Annotated in this window: 16 protein-coding genes; 12 read left to right on the forward strand and 4 right to left on the reverse strand. The window is 58.9% G+C overall.

Annotated features, from left to right (window positions below):
* Positions 1 to 56: 56 nt before the first annotated feature.
* Complete coding sequence (locus U5A82_RS03570) at positions 57 to 1,835, reverse strand: flavin-containing monooxygenase (RefSeq protein ID WP_326288652.1); 1,779 nt, start codon at positions 1,833 to 1,835, stop codon at positions 57 to 59.
* 418 nt (positions 1,836 to 2,253) lie between these two features.
* Here U5A82_RS03570 and U5A82_RS03575 point away from each other — a divergent pair, with 418 nt between their 5' ends.
* The gene (locus U5A82_RS03575) at positions 2,254 to 3,015 is read left to right on the forward strand and encodes an SDR family NAD(P)-dependent oxidoreductase (protein ID WP_326288653.1); all 762 of its coding nucleotides are present in this window, start codon (positions 2,254 to 2,256) and stop codon (positions 3,013 to 3,015) included.
* A 58-nt stretch (positions 3,016 to 3,073) separates the two neighbouring features.
* On the opposite strand, the gene U5A82_RS03580 is transcribed toward U5A82_RS03575, so the two are convergent.
* Positions 3,074 to 3,880, reverse strand: coding sequence for an IclR family transcriptional regulator domain-containing protein (locus U5A82_RS03580; protein ID WP_326288654.1), 807 nt, complete (start codon positions 3,878 to 3,880; stop codon positions 3,074 to 3,076).
* A 134-nt stretch (positions 3,881 to 4,014) separates the two neighbouring features.
* On the opposite strand from U5A82_RS03580, the gene U5A82_RS03585 reads away from it, so the two are divergent.
* The 4 genes from U5A82_RS03585 to U5A82_RS03600 all read left to right on the forward strand — a co-directional run bounded on the left by U5A82_RS03585 (position 4,015) and on the right by U5A82_RS03600 (position 8,497).
* Positions 4,015 to 4,959, forward strand: a complete 945-nt coding sequence (locus U5A82_RS03585; RefSeq protein WP_326288655.1) for a 3-carboxyethylcatechol 2,3-dioxygenase — start codon at positions 4,015 to 4,017, stop codon at positions 4,957 to 4,959.
* A 34-nt stretch (positions 4,960 to 4,993) separates the two neighbouring features.
* Positions 4,994 to 5,860, forward strand: a complete 867-nt coding sequence (locus tag U5A82_RS03590) for an alpha/beta fold hydrolase (protein WP_326288656.1) — start codon at positions 4,994 to 4,996, stop codon at positions 5,858 to 5,860.
* 134 nt (positions 5,861 to 5,994) lie between these two features.
* The gene (locus U5A82_RS03595) at positions 5,995 to 7,641 is read left to right on the forward strand and encodes a bifunctional 3-(3-hydroxy-phenyl)propionate/3-hydroxycinnamic acid hydroxylase (protein WP_326288657.1); all 1,647 of its coding nucleotides are present in this window, start codon (positions 5,995 to 5,997) and stop codon (positions 7,639 to 7,641) included.
* 70 nt (positions 7,642 to 7,711) lie between these two features.
* Positions 7,712 to 8,497, forward strand: a complete 786-nt coding sequence (locus U5A82_RS03600; protein ID WP_326288659.1) for a fumarylacetoacetate hydrolase family protein — start codon at positions 7,712 to 7,714, stop codon at positions 8,495 to 8,497.
* Between the two features lie 40 nt (positions 8,498 to 8,537).
* Here the strand turns inward: U5A82_RS03600 and dmpG are convergent, their stop codons facing one another.
* Positions 8,538 to 9,581 (reverse strand): 4-hydroxy-2-oxovalerate aldolase, encoded by a 1,044-nt coding sequence (dmpG, locus tag U5A82_RS03605; RefSeq protein ID WP_326288660.1) that lies wholly within the window; start codon positions 9,579 to 9,581, stop codon positions 8,538 to 8,540.
* Entirely contained in the window at positions 9,578 to 10,522 is a 945-nt protein-coding gene (locus U5A82_RS03610) for an acetaldehyde dehydrogenase (acetylating) (protein ID WP_326288662.1), read from the reverse strand. Before U5A82_RS03610 ends, dmpG begins: the two co-directional genes overlap by 4 nt.
* Before the next feature lie 153 nt (positions 10,523 to 10,675).
* On the opposite strand from U5A82_RS03610, the gene U5A82_RS03615 reads away from it, so the two are divergent.
* From U5A82_RS03615 to U5A82_RS03645, 7 genes are all read left to right on the forward strand, one after another.
* Positions 10,676 to 11,467, forward strand: a complete 792-nt coding sequence (locus tag U5A82_RS03615) for an IclR family transcriptional regulator (protein WP_326288663.1) — start codon at positions 10,676 to 10,678, stop codon at positions 11,465 to 11,467.
* Positions 11,468 to 11,627: 160 nt separating this feature from the next.
* Complete coding sequence (locus U5A82_RS03620) at positions 11,628 to 12,602, forward strand: cyclase family protein (RefSeq protein WP_326288665.1); 975 nt, start codon at positions 11,628 to 11,630, stop codon at positions 12,600 to 12,602.
* Between the two features lie 60 nt (positions 12,603 to 12,662).
* Positions 12,663 to 14,390, forward strand: a complete 1,728-nt coding sequence (locus U5A82_RS03625; protein WP_326288666.1) for an FAD-dependent oxidoreductase — start codon at positions 12,663 to 12,665, stop codon at positions 14,388 to 14,390.
* A gap of 47 nt (positions 14,391 to 14,437) precedes the next feature.
* On the forward strand, positions 14,438 to 15,283 hold the full coding sequence (locus U5A82_RS03630; protein WP_326288668.1) for an alpha/beta fold hydrolase: 846 nt from the start codon (positions 14,438 to 14,440) through the stop codon (positions 15,281 to 15,283).
* Positions 15,284 to 15,290: 7 nt separating this feature from the next.
* A complete protein-coding gene (locus U5A82_RS03635; RefSeq protein WP_326288670.1) occupies positions 15,291 to 15,764 on the forward strand; it encodes a nuclear transport factor 2 family protein in 474 nt (157 codons plus the stop codon).
* Positions 15,765 to 15,916: 152 nt separating this feature from the next.
* The gene (locus U5A82_RS03640; RefSeq protein WP_326288671.1) at positions 15,917 to 16,666 is read left to right on the forward strand and encodes an SDR family NAD(P)-dependent oxidoreductase; all 750 of its coding nucleotides are present in this window, start codon (positions 15,917 to 15,919) and stop codon (positions 16,664 to 16,666) included.
* Positions 16,667 to 16,769: 103 nt separating this feature from the next.
* Complete coding sequence (locus tag U5A82_RS03645; RefSeq protein ID WP_326288672.1) at positions 16,770 to 17,717, forward strand: NAD-dependent epimerase/dehydratase family protein; 948 nt, start codon at positions 16,770 to 16,772, stop codon at positions 17,715 to 17,717.
* Positions 17,718 to 17,734 lie beyond the last annotated feature (17 nt).

The following is a 17,734-nucleotide window of genomic DNA, read 5'->3' on the forward strand; positions in this document are numbered from 1 at the left end:
TGCCTGATCTCCTGGGAGCGAAATCATCCCGTCGCGTCGCGGGTCGGGCAGATCTTTCAACCATTCGCTTTTCTTCTGAACGTCTCGGAGATGTGGCCCGCCAGATCAGCCTTGATGAGCAAGGCGAGGCGTTGCGAACCAGGCCGCATCTGATTTATGCCGCCGCCATTGAACCACAGACCACGCTGCCCGGTCTGCCCCCACATGCTCGCCCATTCGCCTTCGGGATCGAGCCGCGCGATTTCCCCGACACGATCTCCTATGTCCTGACCGAACACCCCCGCCACTTCCGACTTGCGGCTTTGATAGCCGGTGGCGAGGACAATGATGTCGCCCTCGACGATGGAGCCGTCATCAAGCTTCACGCCTCCTGGCACGAATTCAACAATCCGATTGAACTGCTCGATTTTGATCTTCCTTGCGGCAATGAGCTCTGAGGTGCCTGTGTTCAGGTAATAGCCGCCACCCGTCCGCAGGAAGAGATCCAGCCAGCCCTGGCCATCAACGCCATCACCGAGCTCCAGTCCGGCAGCCTTCAGCCCATCGAGCAGTTCGCGGTCAATGTCCTGCGCCATTGTGTGATAGGCTCGACTGGCGCTTTCGCGGAGCGGGTTGATGAGGCCGATGCCATAGCGAAGGTCCACAAGCTCCGTCGGGATCGTCGGGTCGAGATATCCGGCATAAGCGAGATTGGCCGTATCGACATTGTTCACGACGACTGGGCCGCGCTGGAACATTGTGACCTCGATGCCGCCGTCATGCAGGTTACGGGCGATATCGTGCGCGCTCGTCGCCACGCCGATGATGATCGCCTTCCTGATCCCGTAGTCTGCCGCGTCGGTGAATTGAGACGAGTGCATGACCTTCCCGGCAAACGCGCTGATACCGTCCAAGGTCGGAACGAATGGCTTGCCGCCGATGCCGCCGGTCGCCCAGACGATGTGGCGGGGATGCAACTCGCGTTCCGTTCCGTCGGACAACCGAACCACCGCATCCCAGCGGTCTGCACTTGAGTCGTAGGTCGCACTGACAAATTCTGTTCCGGTCCACACAGTCAGATCCATGTAGCGGGCGTAGATGTCGAGCCAATCCCCGATCAGGTCCTTGGGCAAATACTGGGGATAGTGTGGCGGGAAGGGCAGGAAGGGAAAGCCGTTCATCTCAATGGGATTGTGCAGGTAAAGAGCAGCGTAGCGCTTGTTCCAACTGTCACCCACATGATCGTACCGGTCGATATTGAGTACATCCACGCCCAGCCGCCGTAAGCACGCTGCAGTCGTCAGCCCCGCCTGTCCGGCGCCGACGACGACTACCTCCGGTTCCCTGTCCAGATATTGCCGGGCGGCATCACGGTGCTGCTTCCAGGTCTGGCCTGGATGCGCAGCTACATAGCCACGTCCAGCGGGATGACGCGCCGGAGTTTCCTCACTATGGAGAGCTTCCAAACGCGTGAAGATCGCACGGGCCCTCAAACTTGAGGACGCACCGTCGCGAACCGCATTCAGCACCATAACGCCCTTGCCGAATTTTGTGTCGAAGTCGAAGAAGGCTTCAATAATCTCATTGCCTCCGCGATCCTGCAGGTTCGGCGCAGGCCATTCGCTCGAGATACGGAAGCGATGCGGCTGCATCTCGTCGGCCAGACCGAGCAAGGTCGAGAGGACGACATCGCGTCCATGGAACTGCCGATAATCCCAGGTTAAAGCGCCATTGTCCCGGAAATAAGCGGGGTCGCTGAACAGATCCTTCAGCTTGGCCGCATCTCGTGAAGCGATTGCGTCCTCGAGTGCCGAAACCCACTCGACCACTTCGGTCTCGACTTGAAGATCATTCATGAACGCATCCTATTCCTAACTCGACACCGGGCGCTTCGGAGATGATGAGGCCCAGCGCCTCCAGGGGAGGCCCGGCCGCAGGCTCAGCGCGACGTGCTTTGTTGTGGCGTAAATGCTGCTTATTGCCTTCGCAATCACGAATGATTGGATCGTTCACTGCGCGAACATTGCCGGTCAGTTATTGCGACTCGCGGCAAACACTGCCAACTCTTGGTGACGTTGCACTTGCCAGGCACAGCGTTGATCGAACGGATTGCGGAAACCAGCTACGGTAGTTCGCCCGGAGAACAGATTAGGGATGCTCGTTGCCCTGTGTATGATGGTGCCTGTAAGAGTTGGGGCACATACCAGCGGGATCGCGCTCATTAGCCTGGGACGATGCATCGCACGAGCTGCGGCACATGAGGGAGAAAATTGCATGGACGATATTACCTACCCCAGCCTTCGCGGCAAGGTCGGTTGGGTTTCGGGCGGCTCGAGCGGCATCGGGCGCGCGATCGCCCTGTCGCTTGCTGCCAGCGGTGTGAAAGTGCTGATTGCCGATGTCGATGAGGACGCAGCGGCTCAGACCATCGCCTACATAAAAAGTTACGACGGCGAGGCCGCGTTTTGCCGGGTCGATGTATTGGACGACCTGTCTGTGAGGTCGAGCCTAGGTGCTGCCGTCGATCAATTTGGCAGGCTCGACGTCGTCGTGAACTCTGCCGGCAGGACCTCCACGGACGAGTATGACGATTTCGAACGTAACGTCGATATGTTCCTGCTCGGCACTTGGCGCGTGATGCGCGCCGCGATGCCCCTATTGCAAAAATCCGGCGGCGGATCGTTGATCAACATCGCGTCCATCGCTGGGGTCACCGGATCCATCGGGCCGGCTGGCTATGGCCCCGCCAAGCACGGAGTCGTCGGCGCGACGAAGGACGCTGCGCTCAAACATGCGAAAGATGGGATTCGTGTTAACGTGGTATGTCCTGGGTACATCGAAACGCCCATGACCGCGAAATTCGCGCCGACGCCGGCCGAGAGCGACGCGCTTATCAATGGCACGTTGCGCGTTCCCATGGGTCGTTGGGGCCGTCCGGAAGAAATCGCCGCGGTCGTCTCTTTTCTTGCGTCCGAACAGGCTTCCTTTATTACAGGGCAGGCTATCGTTGTGGATGGAGGGCTTACCGCACGCTGATGTCGGCGAAAGGTTGCTAATTTCATTTCTGCGTTTGATTCATCGAAGATGTTGCCAGCTACGATGCATTCTTTCTCTCCGCGAAGTCTTGAAGTGACTGTTCAATCTTCGAAACGCACTCCTGCAGCTTGGGCAGGTAGCGCTGCGCCGCCTGCTCCGTAGTCATCACACTGCGGAAGAAGATGATGTTGACAGCACCAGCGACACGGCCGTGAGACGCCATTACGGGGAGTGCGATAGCGCTGATCTTGCTTTCCGTCTGCCCCGCCGAGCTTGCATAGCCGCGCGTGCGTACCGCTTCACTCAGACGCCGCACAGTTTCGCGATCTCGGACGTCGTCAGCCGCCGGTCCGCCCAGCGCTTCAATGATTGCGAGGGAAGCTTCGAGTTCCTCTTGGGTCATAGCGGCCAGGATTGCGAGTCCTAGTGCCGAGCGGGTCAAATGACGCTCTTTACCGACCATTGCCCGGTGGATCGACATTGGGCTGATCTTGTGGGTCGAGATGCGGATCAGGACCTTACCGCTGTCAAAGCTGGCGAAATCGCATGGCCACAGGACGTCCTTGCTCAAGTCGAAAAGTGGCGGCCAGGCGAACTGCGTGACGACGTCGTCGTCCTTCAGAGCATCTGCGAGATACGCAAACTTTGGCGTCAGCCCGATTGCCCCATCATCATCGCGGCGCGAGACATAGCCGAGCTGATTCAGCGTCTTTACCAGCCGATACGCCGAAGAGCGTTCGATGCCAGCCCTTTCGCTTAGTTCGCCCATCTTAACCGGACCGAGCTCGCTGAGCACCTCTATGATCTGCAGGCCTCGTACAAGCGATCGGACATCCTTGTAGGGGCTTCGCTCCAATTCACTCATTGGGGATCCTTTGTTCACTTGGGGAACAGTTCTGGAAATGATGTTGCAAGGCGTCAAGCGTTTATCGATGGTTTCCTCCAACAACCCGCACGGATCAGGCACAAGGTGCGGCGGAAAAGCTAAAGGACAACTGCATGATCGTCGGCGCCATGTGCCTTTCGCACAGTCCGTTGAAAGACCAAAATCGACCGGATTCCGCAGTCGAGGCCGAATTCGATGCTGCGGTATCGAAAGCGGCGCAACTGGTCGCCGAGCAGCGGCCCGACATTACCGTGATATTTCACCCCGATCACATCAACGGCTTTTTCTACGGTCTTCTCCCGTCTTTCTGCATTGCGACGGAGGCTACGTCGATCGGAGACTACGGCACTGCTGCAGGCAAACTGAATGTGCCCGAAGCGCGAGCTGCCGATCTCGCGCGCTCGACGCTTGATTCCGGCGTTGATGCCGCGATCTCCTACAACATGCAGGTGGACCACGGCGCCATGCAGCCCATCGAGTGGCTGTCGGCCCAATATCCGCTGTCCCGCGTCATACCAATCTTTGTCAACTGCGCCGCACCGCCCCTGCCAACGTTCGACCGTGCGCGGGCTCTGGGGAGGGCGGTGGGCACTTGGGCGCGCGCCGCACCAGAGCGTGTGCTGATCGTGGGCTCGGGCGGACTATCGCACGACCCGCCGATGGCCGATCTCGCAACGGCGCCCCCTGAGATGCGTCACCGTCTTATATCGGGGGCGCCGCTCGATCATGCTGCGCGATTTGCGCGTCAAAGCCGTGCCCGCAATGAGGGCAATAGCATGGCCGCGGGAGTATCGACGCTGTTACCCGCTAGCCCCGAGTGGGACAGAATGCTGCTCGACGCGTTCGCGTCGGGCGACCTATCCGTGCTCGACAAATGGTCCGATATCGCGATCAGCCAGACCGGTGGGCGCGGTGGACATGAGACGCGCACTTGGGTCGCCGCCCTGTCTGCGCTGGGCAACAGCTATTCCACGACCGAACTATATTATGCGGCGATTGACGAATGGATCACCGGAATGGGCATTCTCTGGGGTACTCCGACCCAAACGCCTGCGTAAACCACGCCCACTGACATTATTTTGAAAGAGGCATATGTCCGAGTTTTACAATTCAATCTGGTCAGACCTGAGCAAGGCGTCCTTTTCGCAAGGCTATATCGATGCCGACGGGATCAGAACGCGTTTCTTATCGTCCGGCTCGCCCGACAAGCCGCTTCTCATCCTGCTTCATGGCACGGGCGGACACGCAGAAGCGTACAGCCGGAACTTCGCTGCACATGGCGAATATTTCTGGACAGTCGCGATTGATCTGATTGGGCATGGCTGGACCGACAAGCCCGATAGCGGATATGAGATTCCAGACTACGGAAGACACGTGCTGGCAGTACTGAAGGCGCTCGGCCGCGACAAGGCGCATTTCTCAGGAGAATCGCTTGGCGGTTGGGTCGCGGCCTGGATCGCCTTGCATCATCCTGAAAAAGTCGATCGGCTGGTGCTAAACACTTCAGGGGGATGGACTGCCCATCCCGAAGTGATGGAGCGCATCAAGCGCCTTTCGATGGAGGCCACACGTGATCCGACGCCTGAGCGTATCCGCAGTCGGCTTGAGTTCCTGATGCATGACATATCCAAGGTGAACGACGACCTCGTCGAAACCAGGCGCGCGATCTACGCCCAGCCCGGCTTCCCCGACGTGATGGAGAAAGTGTTGTGCATGCAGGAGATGAATATCCGGCGGCGCAACATGTTCTCGGATGAAGAGACGGGGCGGATCGCATCCCCTACCCTCGTTCTATGGACGTCGCACGACCCGACGGCGTCTCCCGAGGAGGGCAAGCGGATCGCAGACCTATTGCCTCACTCTCGCTACGAGGTGATGAACGGGTGCGGTCACTGGCCGCAATTTGAGGATGCCGATCGCTTCAATGCCATTCACACCGAGTTCCTTCTTGGCAAGTAAGGGGTTGGCCAGCCGCCATCATTTTCATCGCGCAACGTCGGCCGGGTCACAAGCCATGCAGTCGTCAACCCGTGCCTGCTTCGGATCAGCTCCAGGTTGATAATTACTTCGATGTAAAGCCTTAGGAAATAAAGATGATATCACGAGCTCACGAGGCAGCAAGAGACGTCGATGTCGCGATCGTCGGCGCTGGACCAGTTGGTCTCACGATCGCGAACTATCTCGGGAGCATGGGGGTCGAGACCTTGATCCTTGAACAGCGCGAAAAGTTGATCGACTATCCGCGCGGCGTGGGAATGGACGACGAATGCCTGCGCAGCTTCCAGTCGATCGGACTGGGTGACGCGGTCGCAGCGCACACGACGCCGGGCCAGAAAATGCGGTTCGTCACTGCGACTGGCAAGACGTTCGCGCTGATCGATCCGAAAACCCGAGAATTCGGCTGGCCGCGGCGAAGCTCATTTATTCAACCGATGACTGACGAGATTCTCTACAGCGGCTTGGATCGTTTCGATAGCGTAAACGTCGTCTTCAATTCTGAGGTCGACACATTCGTTCAGGATGCGAAACAGGTCGTACTTTCAGTCAAGACCGATGGACGCGAGCATTCGGTCAGGGCGAAGTGGCTTATCGGATGCGACGGTGGCCGCAGCATTGTCCGCAAGCAACTCGATATACCGTTCGACGGCATTACGGATGCCACGCGATGGGTCGTTATCGACATTCTGGACGATCCCGTCGGCCTTCCGGATTCCTACCTGCACTGTGTACCTTCGCGACCGTTCGTTTCCATCGCATTGCCTCATGGTATGCGGCGGCTGGAGTTCATGGTCTTGAGCGACGAGACGGAGGAAGAATTGTGCTCGCCAGCAGGCGTGGAGCAGTTGCTGGCACGCGCGTTGCCGTACCCCAAGAAGGCGAACGTGCTGCGCAGCCGCGTCTACACGCACAATGCCCGCCTGGCACTGAAGTTCAGGCAGGACCGCGTTTTTATCGCTGGTGACGCCGCGCACCTGATGCCGGTATGGCAAGGTCAGGGCTATAATAGCGGCATACGCGATGCGACGAACCTAGGGTGGAAGTTGGGAATGGTGGTGCGCGGCGACGCGTCACCGGATATATTGGACAGCTACGAAGCGGAACGGCGTGGACATGCCAAGGCGATGATCGACCTGTCGGTCACTGCCGGTCGCGTCTTCGCGCCCACGAACAAGGCGGTCGCCTGGTTACGCGACCGGATTGCCATGTCTTTGAACGCGATCCCACCGATCAAGCGGTATTTCGTGCAAATGCGCTTCAAACCAATGCCCCGGTTCACCCGCGGCGTCGTCCTGACTAGCACCAGCGGCCAGCCGGACCGCAAGGCCACAGGACGCCTGTTCCCCCAGCCCTACGTTGTCACAAGGGATGGCCAGAAGCGTCGGCTTGATGACGTGATAGGTCTACGCTTTGCCGTGCTTTCGTGGGGTAGCGATCCGCAAGTGCATATGTCGGAAGAGGTTCGTCAGTTCTGGCGAGACCTGGGCGCTGAAATGATTGCGATCGTCCCGCCCACGCAGGTCACGAATTTTCGCGGCACCGTGCTGAAAGGAACCCAACTTATCGGCGATGTGGATGAAACTCTGCACGAGTGGTTCGCAGCGCAGGATATGGATGGGTCGATCGTCATCATGCGCCCTGATCGCTTCGTGGCCGGCATCGTCTCGCCGCAAGAACTTGATGCGGCCACTCATCAGCTCCGCACGATCATCAAAGGGCAATCGGTGGCGCAGCCGGTCTAGCGGCAGCAAGCCTTCTGGCTTTTACGCGCTTCAGCATCGCTTGGCCCCCGATCAAATTCAGGAAGATGCAATGAGTAACGACGTTCTAGTAGATCGATATGCGGAAGAGCTTTTCCGTGCGCTGCGCGAGTTCCGCGCGATCAAACCACTCCATGAGCAAGCCGAACTGACGATCGACGATGCCTATCGCATTTCTCTTGGAATTCTCGCCAGGCGTGAGGCCGGGGGAGAGCGTGTCGTGGGAAAGAAGATCGGCGTCACCTCAAAGGCGGTGCAAGACATGCTGGGCGTGGACCGGCCGGATTTCGGCTTCCTGACCGACACGATGCGCGTCGATTGCGGTGCAACGGTCACGATCGCCGGCCATCTCGTCGCACCGCGCGCAGAGGCCGAGATCGCGTTTATCCTGAAGGATGATCTGACGGGTCCGGGAGTGACAGACCAAGATGTTTTGGCGGCAACGGAAGCCGTGTGTGCGTGTTTCGAGATCGTGGACAGCCGGATCGAGAACTGGAACATCCGGATCGTCGATACGATCGCGGACAATGCATCCTGCGGGATTTTTGTTCTTGGTAACAAGCGGGTTGATCCCCGCAATCTGAATCTGCCTGCTCTCAAGTGCGAGGTCTACAAGAACGGGGAATTGATATCGGAAGGCTATGGCTCGGCGGTGCAGGGGTCACCGCTAACCGCCGTTGCTTGGCTGGCGAATACGCTCGGCGCCTACGGCGTCGCCCTGAAAGCCGGAGACGTGATCTTGTCGGGATCGCTCGTCCCGCTCGCTCCGGCGGTGGCCGGTGACACGTTCATGACCAGGATCGAAGGTCTTGGCTCCGCAGAGATTCAGTTCGCGTGAGGGAGGGCGCGGCACCGCCGCGCCCTTCTGCTTACCGCAGCTATGCGGCGTCCCGTTCCTTCACCATGTCCAGCGCCACGTCGACGATCATGTCTTCCTGTCCACCGACCATCTTCCGGCGGCCGAGTTCGACTAGTATCGTACGGGTATCGAGACCGTATGTTTCGGCCGCCTTTTCCGCGTGGAGCAGAAAGCTGGAATAAACGCCGGCATAGCCCAATGCCAGGGTTTCGCGATCGACGCGGACCGGACGAACCTGCAGCGGACGGACCAGATCTTCCGCCGCATCCATCAGCGCGTTGACGTCGCAGCCATGGTTCCAGCCCTTGCGGTCAGCGGCGGCGACAAAGACTTCGAGCGGGGCATTGCCCGCGCCCGCACCCATGCCGGTAAGGCTGGCGTCGATACGCACCGCACCACATTGTGCCGCGACGATGGAGTTGGCCGTACCGAGCGACAGATTGTGATGAGCGTGCATGCCGCGCTGAGTTTCGGGCTTGAGCACACGATCATAGGCTTCGAACCGCGCCTTCACCCCGTCCATATCGAGCGCACCACCGCTGTCGGTGACGTAGACGCACTGCGCGCCATAGCTTTCCATGAGTAGCGCCTGCTGCGCGAGAACGTCCGGCTCGATCATGTGGCTCATCATCAGAAAACCGGCTACATCCATGCCCAGATCGCGGGCGATACCGATATGCTGCTTCGATACGTCCGCTTCGGTGCAATGCGTCGCGACGCGTACCGATCGTACACCGATGTCGTAGGCGCGGCGCAGCTCCTCGACGGTGCCCACGCCGGGCAGAATCAAGGTGGTCAGAACCGATTTCGTCAGCACCGAAGCGACGGCCTCGAGCCATTCCCAGTCGGTGTGTGCGCCGAATCCGTAGTTGAAGCTGGCGCCATTGAGGCCATCGCCATGGGCGACCTCGATCGCATCCACACCTGCCTTGTCCAGTGCCTTGGCGATCGCCATGACATGATCGATGCCGTACATGTGGCGGATGGCGTGCATGCCGTCACGCAAAGTGACGTCCTGAACGTAGAGCTTGTCGCCCGCCTCGACGTTGAAGTGCGTGTTCATGCGAGCACCTCCTTTCCTGCAATAATGCGTTGTGCCAGCAGTTCGCCGGTCGCTTTGGCTGCTGCGGTCATGATGTCGAGATTGCCCGAGTAGCTCGGGAGGTAATCCCCTGCCCCTTCGACTTCGAGTAGGATCATGGTCTTTATTCCGGTGAACTCGCCTCGACCGGGAATCTTTAGCTTATTATTGTCGCCAAAGCGTTCGAACTGCACTTCCTGCTTCAATCGATAACCGGGCACGTAGGCCTGCACCTTCTTGATCATCGCTTCAATCGAGGCGCGAATTACATCTTCGTCGGCACCTTCGGACAGAGTGAAGACCGTATCGCGCATGATCATCGGTGGTTCGGCGGGATTAAGAATGATGATCGCCTTGCCCTGCGCCGCGCCGCCGACTTTTTCGATCGCTCCTGCGGTCGTTCGGGTGAATTCGTCGATGTTGGCGCGAGTGCCGGGGCCAGCGGAGCGCGACGACACAGACGCCACGATCTCCGCATAATGGACGGTCGCGACCTGGCTCACCGCCGCGACCATCGGGATTGTCGCCTGACCGCCGCACGTCACCATGTTGACATTGCCCGCGTCCAGATTGGCTTCGCCGTTCACAGTCGGGATCGTATAGGGACCTATGGCTGCGGGGGTCAGGTCGACCACCTGGATGCCATCGGCGCGCAACACCCTATCATGTTCCTTGTGCGCATAGGCACTGGTGGCATCGAAGGCGATCCTAATTTCGGGATAGCAGGGAAGCGCCCTCAGCCCTTCTATTCCCTCATGTGTAGTGGCGATACCATGTGAACGCGCCATGGCGAGACCTTCGGACTTGGCGTCAATACCGACCACCGCCGCCAACTCCATGTTCTTTGGGTATTTGATCATCTTCATCATCAGATCGGTGCCAATGTTGCCCGATCCGATGATGACTGCTTTCACCCTCGACATCTGCATCTCCTCCTGTGTCGTGTAGATCAGCCGCTGTCTCTGGGCGGCCTGCTCGCGCGAGCATCGAAGGTTGCGCAATGAAGATCAACTTGGATACTTTAAACAACTTCCGTACAGTGGCAATTTGATGCCTAAACGCCATGAAGGGTCTCCATGCCGAATCCGCAACTGACCGAAAAGACTCTCGACATCCTCCAAGCCGTCGGCGCGTTGGGATGCCCGTCGCTACCCGAAATCCAGTCATGGTGCGGGCTGCCGATGACGACGTCCCACAGGATCGTGCAAACGCTCGTGGAGCGGGGATTCATCATGCGAACGGTCAAAGGGCGCTACCGGTTGGGGAATGCGGTTCTTGCGCTTTCTCAAGGCATTTCCCACCACGGCCTGCTCTCGGCGGCAGCGCGCCAGCCCGTCAAGGAGCTGTCCCGCAAGGTGCGCAACCATGTTCATGTTGGAGCACTGAACGACGACATGGTCATCTATCTGGTCAAGCAGACCTACGGTAAAAAGCGTCTGCATTCTGCTGAAGGGGCGGAACTGGAAGCCTATTGTTCGGCACTGGGGAAAGTGCTGCTCGCCGCATTGCCGATGGATGCGCTCGACACCTACCTCGCGGGCAGCGCATTCGTGGCATTGACCACCAACACGATCATCAACGCCGATCAGCTAAGAGCCGAGATTCAGGACACGCGCATGCGCGGCTGGGCTTCCGATCGAGAAGAGTTTGCAATCGGGCTAAATTGCATTGCCGTTCCCGTTAGGGATCATAACGGCGAGGTGGTAGCCGCGCTCTCGATAAGCGTCCTCTCTTTGCGCGGCGTTGCTTCGGATCTGAGCGTGTTCCTGTCGTCGCTTTTCGATACGGCAAGCGAAATTTCGCGCGCAGCGTTTCCGGCGTCGCTTCGCGATATTCGGCCAGCAGCTCGCGTTTCTTCAGTTGCGTGATCGAACCGACCAATGTCCGCCTGTTCCCTTACCGCTACGCTCCACGCACATCGTTCGCGCTGAGAACAATTCTCCCTTTCCCGTTGTTGATGTAGCGCTCCCGGCTTATCGCAAAGCGCCGCTGCCCTCGGGTGGAGACATAAAGAAAAAGGTTGAAAACATGTGCGACAATCACGGCCATGGCGCGCCGCAGGGCGTCAGTCAGCTTCTCTCCGGCGCGCCTACCAATTGGGGACGCTGGGGCGCGGACGACGAAGTCGGCTCACTGAACTTTCTGACCAACCAAGAGGTTCTTCGCGGCGTCAGCGCCGTGCGCCAGGGCAAGGTATTCACCTGTGGCGAGGTCATCGGCCATCCGGACGGTGATCCTCTTTGGCCGGGGCGGGCACCGGCCAAGCACGAGACCGTGATCGACAAGGCAAGCTACGACCGCGGCGACATGGCCACACTACCCGGCGGCGCCGAATTTACGGACGACCGCATCGAGATGTTCCTGCAGGGATCGACCCAGTTCGATGCGCTTGGCCATGTCTGGTACGATGACAAGATGTGGAACGGCTATCCGTCCAGCGCGTCGAATGGCGGTCTCAAGAAAGCCTCGATCCTGCCGATCGCGCAGCGCGGTGTTGTCGGGCGTGGCATCCTTCTCGATATGGCGGCGTATAAGGGGAAGGATTTTCTCGACAAGGGCGACCTGCTTCATCTCGATGATCTAGTCGGATGTGCCGAACGGCAAGGCGTCACAATCGAAAAGCACGATATCCTTTGCCTCCGGCTCGGCTTTCTCCAGCTTCTGCGCGTCCAAGGGCCAGAGACATTCTACAAAGACTTTTTGGAGCCGGGACTGACCTACTCGCCGGAACTTGTGGACTGGTTCCATAAGATGGAGATTCCATGCCTATCGACCGACACCATCTCAAACGAAACCGAGATCGATCCAGCGATCGGCGTTCAAATACCGCTTCACTGCGCGTTGATGCGCAACCTGGGGATCACGTTCAACGAGGTCTGTAACTTCGAGGAGCTTAACAAGGACTGTCACGCCGACGGGCAGTGGACTTTCCTCTACACCGCCGCCCCGCTGAAGGTCACAGAGGCCACGGGCGCACCCGTCAATGTTCTGGCGATCAAGTAGAGCATATGCCGACGTGTGCCAGAAAACAGTGGATCGACATGACTTTGAACGGGAGAAGATATGTCGATTGAGTCCTATGATCTGGTTGTCGCCGGGTCGGGCGCTGCGGGCCTATCAGCGGCGATCATCGCTCATTCCAAAGGTTTGCGTGTCGCTATCGTTGAAAAGACGGAGTGGGTCGGCGGCACGACGTCCTATTCCGGCGGCGTGGCATGGGTTCCAAACAGCCGTCAGAATATCGAAAAAGGGGCTGACGACAGCGTCGATCGGGCCGAGCTCTACCTCGATAACACCGTAACCACCCAGCACGAACGCATCGCTCGCCGGGAATATCTGGAGCGTAGCCCCGAAGCGTTCGCATATCTGGAAAGCGTGACGCGGCCGTTGTTCTTCGTCAGGCCAAGCAACTCTCCAGACTATTTTCCTGACACCGAAGGCGCCTCGCAGCAGGGACGGGCAATGACCCCTTACAGTGTTGACGGGAGGACGCTGGGCGACCATTTTCTCGACATCCGTCCACCCCTGCCCGAACTTTGCCTGTTCGGGCGACAGATGCTTGAGCTCATGGACGTCTATCACCTGCTCAACGCCCGTCGCTCTTTCAAATCGGCGGTGCACACCTCCGTCCTCCTGATGCGCGACCTTCGGGATCGGCTGTTCTACCGCCGCTATGGGCGGGGAACACGCCTGACAGGTGGCAACGCGCTGGTGGCGAACCTTTATAAATCAGTACTTGATCGCAATATCCCGGTATTTCGCAATACGCCGATCGTCGATCTTGTGAGGAACGATCGAGGCGTCAATGGCGTCGTCGTCAGGCGGGATGGCACGATGCAAACGCTGATGGCGGAGCGCGGAGTGATCCTTGCCACCGGCGGGTTTCCCTGGGGAAAGCAGCTGCGCGAGGATTTCATGGACGAGGTGCCGGCAGGCGTGTCCGCCACGAGTCCTGACAGCACCGGTGACGGCATTGCGATCGCCATGACGAACGGCGCCAAATTCGACCGTGACAACGTCGAAGGGGCGTTCTGGACGCCCGTGTCCATCGGCAAGCGCAAAGACGGTTCGGCCGCCCATTTTCCGCACCTGATGGCCGATCGTGCGAAGCCTGGCCTGATTGCCGTCAACAAGTTCGGTCAGCGTTTTTACAACGAAGCCGAAAATTACCATGACTTTGTCCGGGCGATGCTCGGCCGTTTCCGGAATGAGGATCAGCAGCCCGTCCATCTAATCTGCGACGATGCGTTCGTGCGTAAATATGCCTTCGGCGCGGTTCCCCCGCTCGCCGCCGATCGCGGCCGCGCCGTAAAATCGGGTTATCTCATTCGAGCCGACAGCATTGACGAACTGGCTACGAAGATCGGCGTAGAAAGCCAAGTATTGCAGGAGACGCTGCACCGCTTCAACTCTGATGCCCAGCGAGGCGTCGACAAGGATTTCCACAAGGGGGAAAGCCAGTACAACCGCTATCTCGGCGATCCAACCCATACACCCAATCCTTGTCTCGGCCCGATCGAGAAGCGTCCTTATTATGCGATCCGTGTCTATGCCGGGGATATCGGGACAGCGAGTGGCCTTGCGGCGGACCTCCATTCACGGGTTCTCGATAACGAGGGAAACCCCATCGACGGCCTCTATGCGTGCGGGAACGACCGTAATTCCATCATGGCCGGATTCTATCCTAGCGGCGGGATCACGATCGGCCCCGCGCTGACCTTTGCGTATCTTGCAGTCATGCATGCTGCGGGGGTCGGCGACGCGCCGTCATCGCATCGCGAGACGCGCTAGCGATCCACCATCCCGCGAAACACATCCGCTTAGAAGGCCAGACTATCATGACAAAAAACGACCACGAAAAACCGTTCTTACGACGGGAGATCATGATCGACGGGCTTGAAAGCAGCTATCTTGAGGCAGGATCCGGAGATCCGCTGGTACTGCTTCACGGTGGCGAGTTCGGCGGCGAGGCCGAGATATGCTGGGAACTGACCATCCCGTCGCTGGCCCGCCATTTCCGGGTGATCGCGCCCGACCTGCTCGGCTTCGGCCAGACGGCAAAGGTTGTAGACTTCGTAGACGGCCGTATGCGTCGGATACGGCACCTCGCCCGGTTCGTCGAGGCGATGGGCGCAACTGGCGCGCCGCTGGTCGGTAACTCCATGGGTGGCATGCTGGCACTATTCGACTCCGCCTCGCCCGAACCGCTGCTCAGGCCGCGCAAGATCGTCAGCATCGCCGGCGGCGGAGCGCTGCTGACCGATTCGCCGCATATCGAGGCGCTGTTTGCGTACGACGGCTCGTATGAGGCGATGAAGAATATTGTCACGGCGTTATTTCACGACGAGAAATGGGCCGCGGACGAGGCCTATGTCGAACGGCGACGTGCTTCCAGCCTCGCTCCGGGCGCTTGGGAAGCAGTCGCTGCGGCCCGCTTCCGCCGCCCCGAACGCTTCCAGGAAACGCGCGCGCCCAGCGGTGGGATCGACTATGCCCGGATCCAGGCCGAAAGTCTCATCATCGCGGGCGAGAACGACAAGATCAAACCGTTAGGTTGGTGGAAGGAACTGACCGGCAAAATGCCAAATGCGGCTGCGGTTACGATTCCACGAGCGGGACATTGCGCGCAGCTTGAGCAGCCAGAACAGGTCAATGCGATCCTCCTCGACTTTCTGAAAGGCTGAAATCTCGATGGCAAAGGCATTCGACATGGATCCGGTCGCTCGGCTCACCGCACTGGAAGATATTCGTGTCCTGAAGGCGCAATATTGCCGCTATGTCGACACCAAGAACTGGAGGGGTTTCGCCGGGTTGTTTACGCCGGATGCGATATTGAGCTTCCCTGAGAACAATTCCGATTGGGTTCCGATCGGGCAGTTCCTTGAAGGTGTCGATCCGGCGCTTGCGGGCGGCATCAGCATCCATCACGTTCACTCGCCCGAAATAACCTTTTCCAGCCCCACTGAAGCAACGGGGATCTGGGCGATGCAGGATCGCCTTTTCTTTCCACCGGGCGTCGAGGGCCTCGCCAATGCGAGCCGGATCGTAGGCGCTGGGCACTATCATGAACGCTACCGTCGGATAGGTGATCGCTGGCTGTTCGAACGAATCCGGCTAACGCGTTTGCATCTGGCGATCGAGATCCAACCGCGAACTATCACTTAGGAAAGCGATCCCTCCGATACCCGTGAAGAAGGACCGAACCGGTTTGATATTGCGGGTTTTGCTACGCGAGATTGATCATTGCGGTGCCGATCACCGGACCGGTCAAGCTGGGAATATAAATCGAACAACATTGTCGGGCGAGGATTAAAAACATGCGGCTTCAAGGCAAAAAGATAGTCATAACCGGCGGCGCCGGCGATATCGGCAAAGCTACGGCTTTACGGTTCGCCGATGAGGGCGCACGGTTGGCACTGATCGACCGCGATGGCGATGGCCTGCCAAAGCCTGCGGGATCACTGTCGTCGGCGTTGTTGCTTCAGGCCGACGTGACGAGCGAAGACGATCTCAAGCGGACAGCGGACACCGTTCGCGCCGAGTTCGGCATGATCGACGCCCTGTTTATCAATGCGGGGATCGAGCAATCCTACGTGCCTGTCACCGAGATGGATAAGGAAACATTCGAGCGGGTTGTTGCGGTCAATCTCACCGGTGCGTTTTTGACAGCCAAGCATTTCCTGCCGCTCGTCGCCGACGATGGCAGCGTGATCTTCACATCGTCGATCGCCGCGATGACGGCGTTCCCCGCCTATTCCGCATATTCCGCCTCCAAGGCAGGCCAGATCGGGCTAATGAAGTCTGTCGCGCTTGACGTTGCGAACCGCCGCATCCGGTGCAACACGATCCATCCCGGACCGGTGCGAAGCAGAATGCTCGAGCGATCGGCTCCAGAGGGATCCGGCGGCGTGAACATCGAGCAATGGTTCGCCGGAATGGCCAGCATGGCGCGTATGGGACGACTGGTCCAGCCGAACGATGTCGCTTCTCTCGCGCTGTTCCTCGCGAGCGACGAAAGCGCGATGATCAGCAGCCAAAGTATCGTCGTCGACGGCGGAATCGTCTGATCCGGTCAGCGTGTTGGCGGCCAAGTGGTCGTTCACCGCGAGAAGCCGTTGCGCGCACCGACGGTGTGACGCGAGCATCGATTGTTAAAGAAAGGATAGTCAAATGAATGTCTTGGTGATTGGGGCGACAGGCTATGTCGGCTCCCACGTTGCCCGATCTTTCCGCGATCGGGGGCATGTGGTTACCGGCTTCGCCCGTACAGATGCCAATGTTGCAAAACTGCGCGAGGAAGGTTTCGGAGCCGTCAGCGGAAGCTTCGATGATCTATCCCATCTTGCTACACTGGTCGCCGATTTCGATGTCGTCGTCATGGCGGCGATGGCGCCATTCGATCTCGAACTGGAGTTGATGCGCGCGCTGGTCGACGGTTGCACAAAAGGTCGAAGCCGCCACCTCCTTTTCACGTCCGGCTCGGGCGTCCTTTCCATTGAGTCGCTCGATGGCCGCTGGTCGCAATATACGTTTGCGGAAGACGACCCGTTTCCCTTCCCTGCCCGACCAAATCGCGCTGTCCGGATCCTGACGGAGGATCTTGTGCGGCAGGCATCAGGTGATCTTTTGAGCACCTATGTGATCAGACCACCGCTCATCTATGGGAATGGTGGTAGCATCCAGATTCCGCAGATATTCGAGTCCGCCCGGTTGACCGGTTCCGCCTGCTATCTCGGGCACGGCCTTAATCTCTATTCCGCTGTCCACGTTGAGGATCTCGCCGAAATCTATTGCCTGGCAATAGAGAAAGGTACACCAGGCGCGTTATATCATGCGGTCAGTGGGGAAGCCAACTTCCGCACGATCGCCGAAGCGGTCGCGCAAGTTACGGGCTGCGAAGCCAAAAGCCTCGATTACGAAGCTGCCTGCGAATTGTGGGGTCCGTTCTGGGTCGATATCGCACTTGCGGTAAACAGCCGGTCGATCGCCAAGCGGACCGTCGCCGAACTGGGATGGGCACCCAAGCACATTGATGTCATCGACGATATCAGGAATGGCTCATATGCAGAGCGCTATCGGTCAGGCTTGGCCGAGTACAGCTGGAAGAGCCACGGCTGACCACGATTAGGAATGAT

Origin of the sequence: Sphingobium sp. CR2-8 (assembly GCF_035818615.1) — a bacterium.
Taxonomy (GTDB): domain Bacteria; phylum Pseudomonadota; class Alphaproteobacteria; order Sphingomonadales; family Sphingomonadaceae; genus Sphingobium.

What these genes read in the sequence shown, in the direction of transcription:
- U5A82_RS03645 (WP_326288672.1), top strand. Translation starts at nt 16,770, where the DNA reads ATGAATGTCTTGGTGATTGGGGCGACAGGCTATGTCGGCTCCCACGTT.
- U5A82_RS03620 (WP_326288665.1), top strand. Translation starts at nt 11,628, where the DNA reads ATGTGCGACAATCACGGCCATGGCGCGCCGCAGGGCGTCAGTCAGCTT.
- U5A82_RS03590 (WP_326288656.1), top strand. Translation starts at nt 4,994, where the DNA reads ATGTCCGAGTTTTACAATTCAATCTGGTCAGACCTGAGCAAGGCGTCC.
- U5A82_RS03610 (WP_326288662.1), bottom strand. Translation starts at nt 10,522, where the DNA reads ATGTCGAGGGTGAAAGCAGTCATCATCGGATCGGGCAACATTGGCACC.
- U5A82_RS03615 (WP_326288663.1), top strand. Translation starts at nt 10,676, where the DNA reads ATGCCGAATCCGCAACTGACCGAAAAGACTCTCGACATCCTCCAAGCC.
- U5A82_RS03585 (WP_326288655.1), top strand. Translation starts at nt 4,015, where the DNA reads ATGATCGTCGGCGCCATGTGCCTTTCGCACAGTCCGTTGAAAGACCAA.
- U5A82_RS03595 (WP_326288657.1), top strand. Translation starts at nt 5,995, where the DNA reads ATGATATCACGAGCTCACGAGGCAGCAAGAGACGTCGATGTCGCGATC.
- dmpG (WP_326288660.1), bottom strand. Translation starts at nt 9,581, where the DNA reads ATGAACACGCACTTCAACGTCGAGGCGGGCGACAAGCTCTACGTTCAG.
- U5A82_RS03625 (WP_326288666.1), top strand. Translation starts at nt 12,663, where the DNA reads ATGTCGATTGAGTCCTATGATCTGGTTGTCGCCGGGTCGGGCGCTGCG.
- U5A82_RS03575 (WP_326288653.1), top strand. Translation starts at nt 2,254, where the DNA reads ATGGACGATATTACCTACCCCAGCCTTCGCGGCAAGGTCGGTTGGGTT.
- U5A82_RS03640 (WP_326288671.1), top strand. Translation starts at nt 15,917, where the DNA reads ATGCGGCTTCAAGGCAAAAAGATAGTCATAACCGGCGGCGCCGGCGAT.
- U5A82_RS03630 (WP_326288668.1), top strand. Translation starts at nt 14,438, where the DNA reads ATGACAAAAAACGACCACGAAAAACCGTTCTTACGACGGGAGATCATG.
- U5A82_RS03635 (WP_326288670.1), top strand. Translation starts at nt 15,291, where the DNA reads ATGGCAAAGGCATTCGACATGGATCCGGTCGCTCGGCTCACCGCACTG.
- U5A82_RS03570 (WP_326288652.1), bottom strand. Translation starts at nt 1,835, where the DNA reads ATGAATGATCTTCAAGTCGAGACCGAAGTGGTCGAGTGGGTTTCGGCA.
- U5A82_RS03580 (WP_326288654.1), bottom strand. Translation starts at nt 3,880, where the DNA reads ATGAGTGAATTGGAGCGAAGCCCCTACAAGGATGTCCGATCGCTTGTA.
- U5A82_RS03600 (WP_326288659.1), top strand. Translation starts at nt 7,712, where the DNA reads ATGAGTAACGACGTTCTAGTAGATCGATATGCGGAAGAGCTTTTCCGT.